The sequence below is a fragment of the Oleiphilus sp. HI0080 genome (assembly GCF_001635135.1).
The window spans coordinates 1-4,624 of the sequence record NZ_LWFU01000322.1 but is presented as its reverse complement, the minus strand read 5'-3'; the positions used below and the strand labels follow the sequence as shown (position 1 = coordinate 4,624).

Sequence of the window (4,624 nt, the reverse complement as noted above, 5' to 3'; positions counted from 1 at the left end):
AGAGCGCGCAACGCCTCAGGATCATATTTTTCTTGCTGGCGATTCTGCTGGGGGAGGCATGGCGCTGAACACGCTACGTGAGCTTAAAGAGGAAGGGCGCAGTGGCGCGATTGACGGCGCTGTTTTGATCTCTCCTTGGGTTCGGCCGTTTGAACCCGAGTGTTTAGAACAAGACTTTGCACCAAACGATATTCTGTCCGAAGCGTTGCTAGAGCGTTGGTCTGGTTGCTTTGGTGACAATCACACAGAGGCGGTTCGTGTGAGTGATTTTTCTGAAACCAGTTTTATCGGTTTTCCGCCGATTTATGTGCAAGCAGGTGGAAGTGAAATGTTTAAACCGCAGGTGGATGATTTGGTAAAGCGCTTACGCGCTGATAGGGTGAACACGGCGTATGACGTCTTTCCTGATATGTTTCATGTCTTTCAGACGTTTTCACCACTCGTGCCAGAAGCAGATCGTGCGCTAGCCTTGATTGCGAAAAAGATTGAGCGTTTGGCGTAGATGTTGAAGAAGCTAATCGCTTTGGTGATGGTGATGCAGCTGGCTGGTTGTGCGACGAACCCACCTTCTAACCCAGACAATCTTTGCGAAATTTTTTACGAGAAACCGGATTGGTACGATGCGGCCGTTGAAACGCGCGAGCGGTGGGGTGTGCCGGTGCAGATTCCTATGGCGATTATGTATCAGGAGTCGCGGTTCAAATACGATGCGCAGCCGCCTATGGAATACTTTCTGTGGATCATTCCAATTGGTCGCGCTAGTGATGCTTACGGTTATTCACAGGCAAAGACACCAGTATGGGGTGAGTATCAAGACGATGCCGGAGGTATGTTTGCCGAGCGCGATGATTTTGAGGATGCAATTGATTTTGTTGGCTGGTATATGAATCGAACAGCGAAGATCAACAAAGTATCAAAATGGGATGCCTATGCGCAGTACCTTAATTATCACGAAGGGCAAGGCGGTTACCGGCGTGGCTCGTATAAATCCAAGCCTTGGTTAACGCAAGTAGCAAGAAAAGTAGAGGCACGTTCAAAGCGTTATGGAGAGCAATACTGGGGTTGTAAGGACGATCTTGCTCAAGGGTGGTTCTGGAGCGTATTTTGAGCTTGTTCTCCTTAACAAGAGCATAAAAAAACCGGCTTGCGAAGGCCGGTTTTTTTGGGTCCGCTTAATGTGGCCTAACGCAAAAATGGATTCAGCATTCTTCCGAAAATGCCTGTCATTTTCAGTGGCGCGTCCATTACCGCTAAGCATATGCAATCTTGATCCATCGATGCTCGTGGCTGGTGCGTTGTACTTTGATCCGCGAGGATAAAGTCACCTTCGCTATAATCACACGTCCGATCAGAGAATGAGCCACTCATCACAAGCGTGAACTCTCTGCCCTCATGGGTGTGCTCAGGCAGCTCTTGACCCGCCTTGATGCGATACAACTTCGTTGTATAGCGTCCGTCTTCGATATTGAGTACAACCTCTCGTATGTTCTTTGAGAAGCCGCTCCAGTCTAGAGAGTCGTAATCGCTTTTGATGAACCGCCGTAAAGGGCGAGGAATGTTCTTTAAACGTTCGTACGACGTTCGCTCAAAAGTTTGCTCTGGTTCGTTCGAATCCAATAGAGCAAGGGTTTTCTCTAAAAGATCCGGAGAAACAGACTCTTCTGTGCATTGTTCTAGGATGTCACCACCAAGCGATTCATATTTATGAACGCTCTCTCTACATGCGGTGCAGCTTTCCAAATGACACGCGATCATTAGACCGAGTGCGTCCGGAAGCTGCCCAGCAGCGAAGGACATCAAAAGTTCATCATTAGGATGATAATTAGCCATGACATTTGCTCTTTTGCTACGTTATCTAACTTTTTCATTGCGAGTCTCAGCCGCGATTTGATTGTGCCCAAGGGCAGGTCTAAATCTGCTGCAATCTCACTATGCGATTTACCTTCAAAGTAAACCTTGAAAACCACTTGTTTCTGCACTTCAGGCAAAACTTGCAACAACTTACGTGCTGATTGCCCTTCCAGTTCAGTCGAAATTTCTGTCTCGAGCTCTTCTCCGCTTTCTTCGGTCCATAAATCGTCCGACATCACCGTTTCATGGCGGCCTTTGCGCGCCATATCAATCCGTTTGTTCCGAACGATCGTGTATAACCACGTAATCGCGCTACCTGACTCTGGTTTGAACGTGTGCGCTTTTCTCCACACCGTTAACATACACTCTTGAAGCAATTCTTCCGCATCTGCATTCGATGCGCCGCACTGCATCGCAAAAGCTTTTAAACGCGACGATGTTGCATTGAACAGTTCTGAGAAGGCCTGCCTATCTTTATTTGCGGCAATGGCCAACAGCAACTGGTTCAGCTCATTAGGCTGTTTTTGTGTCAAACTTTTCTCCTTAACCAGCGAGGGACTTCTCTCGCTCACTTTGTCTGACATCAAAGCTACCCTAGGATCTCTCTTCGGTAAAGCGCTCATAATTTTTCTCGTCTGCGTTCTTATCCCGTTTTGACTCTTGTCCAACACGATCCGATACTTGGATTGTGCCGTATAGCTCGTTCCAAATAGATTACGTGAGGTTTTAGAAAATGGATTACATGCAAGATGATCAGCCGAAGCAATTCGACTATGTTGTTGTCGGCGCTGGATTTTCTGGTGCCTATTGTGCGGGTCAGCTTGCAAAACGAGGCTTTCGCGTCGCGATTGTAGACAAAGCGAGAGGAACCGGAGGCCGTCTCTCGTCGAAGCGCCTAAGTTTGGATGATCAGCCTATTGGGTTTGATCTGGGCGCGCATTCTTTCGAGGTGTCTAACGCGAACTTCGATGCGTATCTCAAGAGTCGTCGCGATGTTGTCATCCAAGAGGGCGAATCGCGCAAACGTGCTTACTCGTTGTCGCGCAACTCTAGTTTTGCTCGAGGAGCGCTTGGTGAAGCGACCCCCTATTTTGGCAAAAGAGTGTTGGAGGCGCGTTTTGAAGAGGGCGTGTGGAACTTGGTTTTGGAGAGTCGCGAGGGTAAGAGTGCGCTGAAGGCGACGTATTGTGTTTTAGCGGCTCCGCCCAAGCAGGCCGCTCAAATTCTTGGTGAGCATCATCCGCTGTTTGGTCAATTGGACGCGGTGGAACATGAGGCGCAATGGGTCGCAATGTTTGCTTTGGGAAGTGGCTCTAAACCTGTTGCGGAACTTCGTCGCTTATTAAGTCAGGAAAAAATTAACAGCGATGTTGTTCGGGACATTGTGTTCGATCACGACAAGCAGGGTAGAGATAAGCTCGAGGAACTGGAGGTCGTTGTGGTGCATGCGCAGCCTGACTGGACGTTGGCGCAGGTCGATTCCGATCCAGAAATGGTCGCCGATCGACTACTGCAAGAAGTTGCGTCACTCATAGACAAACCGGTTAAAGAGTTGCGTGATTGTATTTTGACAAAGCACGTACATCGCTGGTTGTATGCGCGTCCAAAGGCTGCTTATCGCCTGGCGAGTGGCTATCTCTCAAGCGCCGCAGATAACTTGCTCATCTGTGGTGATTACTTTACCGTTAACTCAGAGTTTGGCGTGGAATCTGCTTTCCTCAGTGCGCATGCCTTACTTGGCATGGAGAGCGGAGCAAAGTAACAAAAGTGCAGTCGTTGAGGGGCCATTTCCTAACAAGATGATGGCATGCCTTAAACCATCTGCGTCGCTGATACGTAAGTGCTGGTAACGAAACAAAGGTGCGGCATGAGAATAAGCCGCAGTGAAAGGAAGTTGGAGAAATGTATGGGGTTAGACAAGTCTCAGCCGAGACGGGACGTCCGGACTATCGTTCGCTCTGTTGTGCGCTGGTTTGACTCTGAGGCGTCTGCGCCGGACGAAGGAGAGAGTCCGTTCAGGATAAATTGGGTTCGGTGTATCCCGTTTCTTATTGTCCATATCGCCTGCTTGAATATTATTTGGCTCGGCTGGAGCCCCGTCGCAGTTGTTGTTTGTCTCGCTTTTTTCTGGTTAAGAATGTTCGCGATTACCGCGGTGTACCATCGCTATTTCTCTCACCGCTCTTATAAGATGAACCGTGGCTGGCAGTTTTTTTTCGCGGTGATTGGAGCATCCTCTGCGCAGCGTGGACCGCTTTGGTGGGCGGCGCATCATCGCAATCATCACAAGTTTTCTGATCAAGAAAATGATTTGCATTCGCCTATCAATCATAGTTTTTGGTGGAGCCATGTCGGCTGGTTCTTGAGCAATAAGGGCTATCACACCGACTATAAAGTCATTCCGGATCTCGCGAAGTATAAAGAGCTGGTATTTCTAAACCGCTACGACAGCTTGGTTCCAGTGCTGGCGGCTCTTGCAATGTATGGTTTGGGCGAGGTCTTGGCGACTTGGAAGCCCGAATGGGGCACCAACGGGTTGCAGATGGTTGTATGGGGTTTTTGTGTTTCAACGGTGCTGCTTTTCCATTCTACATTTACGATCAACTCTCTCGGCCATGTCTGGGGGTCACGACGATTCAAGACGAAAGACCACAGTCGAAATAATGCGTTTTTGGCTCTGTTGACGCTTGGAGAGGGGTGGCATAACAACCATCATCGCTTTGCGGTTTCCGCTCGACAAGGATTTTATTGGTGGGAAATCGATATCTCTTAC

General features: G+C 48.9%; 6 protein-coding genes. 4 read left to right on the top strand and 2 right to left on the bottom strand.

Annotated features, from left to right (window positions below; translation table 11 throughout):
* Together A3751_RS03905 and A3751_RS03900 are read left to right on the top strand one after the other, a co-directional pair.
* Positions 1–502: alpha/beta hydrolase fold domain-containing protein (locus A3751_RS03905; RefSeq protein ID WP_156492240.1), on the top strand; the 502-nt coding region annotated here is incomplete at its 5' end.
* Positions 503–1,108, top strand: a complete 606-nt coding sequence (locus tag A3751_RS03900) for a hypothetical protein (RefSeq protein WP_068452355.1) — start codon at positions 503–505, stop codon at positions 1,106–1,108.
* 74 nt (positions 1,109–1,182) lie between these two features.
* Here A3751_RS03900 and A3751_RS03895 read toward each other — a convergent pair whose 3' ends face one another.
* Entirely contained in the window at positions 1,183–1,830 is a 648-nt protein-coding gene (locus tag A3751_RS03895; protein ID WP_068452352.1) for a ChrR family anti-sigma-E factor, read from the bottom strand.
* The gene (locus A3751_RS03890) at positions 1,797–2,384 is read right to left on the bottom strand and encodes a sigma-70 family RNA polymerase sigma factor (protein WP_197466165.1); all 588 of its coding nucleotides are present in this window, start codon (positions 2,382–2,384) and stop codon (positions 1,797–1,799) included. The genes A3751_RS03895 and A3751_RS03890 overlap by 34 nt, the downstream gene beginning before the upstream one ends.
* Positions 2,385–2,584: 200 nt before the next feature.
* On the opposite strand from A3751_RS03890, the gene A3751_RS03885 reads away from it, so the two are divergent.
* The gene (locus A3751_RS03885; protein WP_068466031.1) at positions 2,585–3,613 is read left to right on the top strand and encodes an NAD(P)/FAD-dependent oxidoreductase; all 1,029 of its coding nucleotides are present in this window, start codon (positions 2,585–2,587) and stop codon (positions 3,611–3,613) included.
* Positions 3,614–3,757: 144 nt separating this feature from the next.
* Positions 3,758–4,624 (top strand): acyl-CoA desaturase (locus tag A3751_RS03880; protein WP_068452344.1); only part of this gene is annotated, 867 nt, incomplete at its 3' end.

Coding starts and splice junctions, on each gene's coding strand:
- A3751_RS03900 (WP_068452355.1), top strand. CDS start 503: ATGTTGAAGAAGCTAATCGCTTTGGTGATGGTGATGCAGCTGGCTGGT.
- A3751_RS03885 (WP_068466031.1), top strand. CDS start 2,585: ATGGATTACATGCAAGATGATCAGCCGAAGCAATTCGACTATGTTGTT.
- A3751_RS03895 (WP_068452352.1), bottom strand. CDS start 1,830: ATGGCTAATTATCATCCTAATGATGAACTTTTGATGTCCTTCGCTGCT.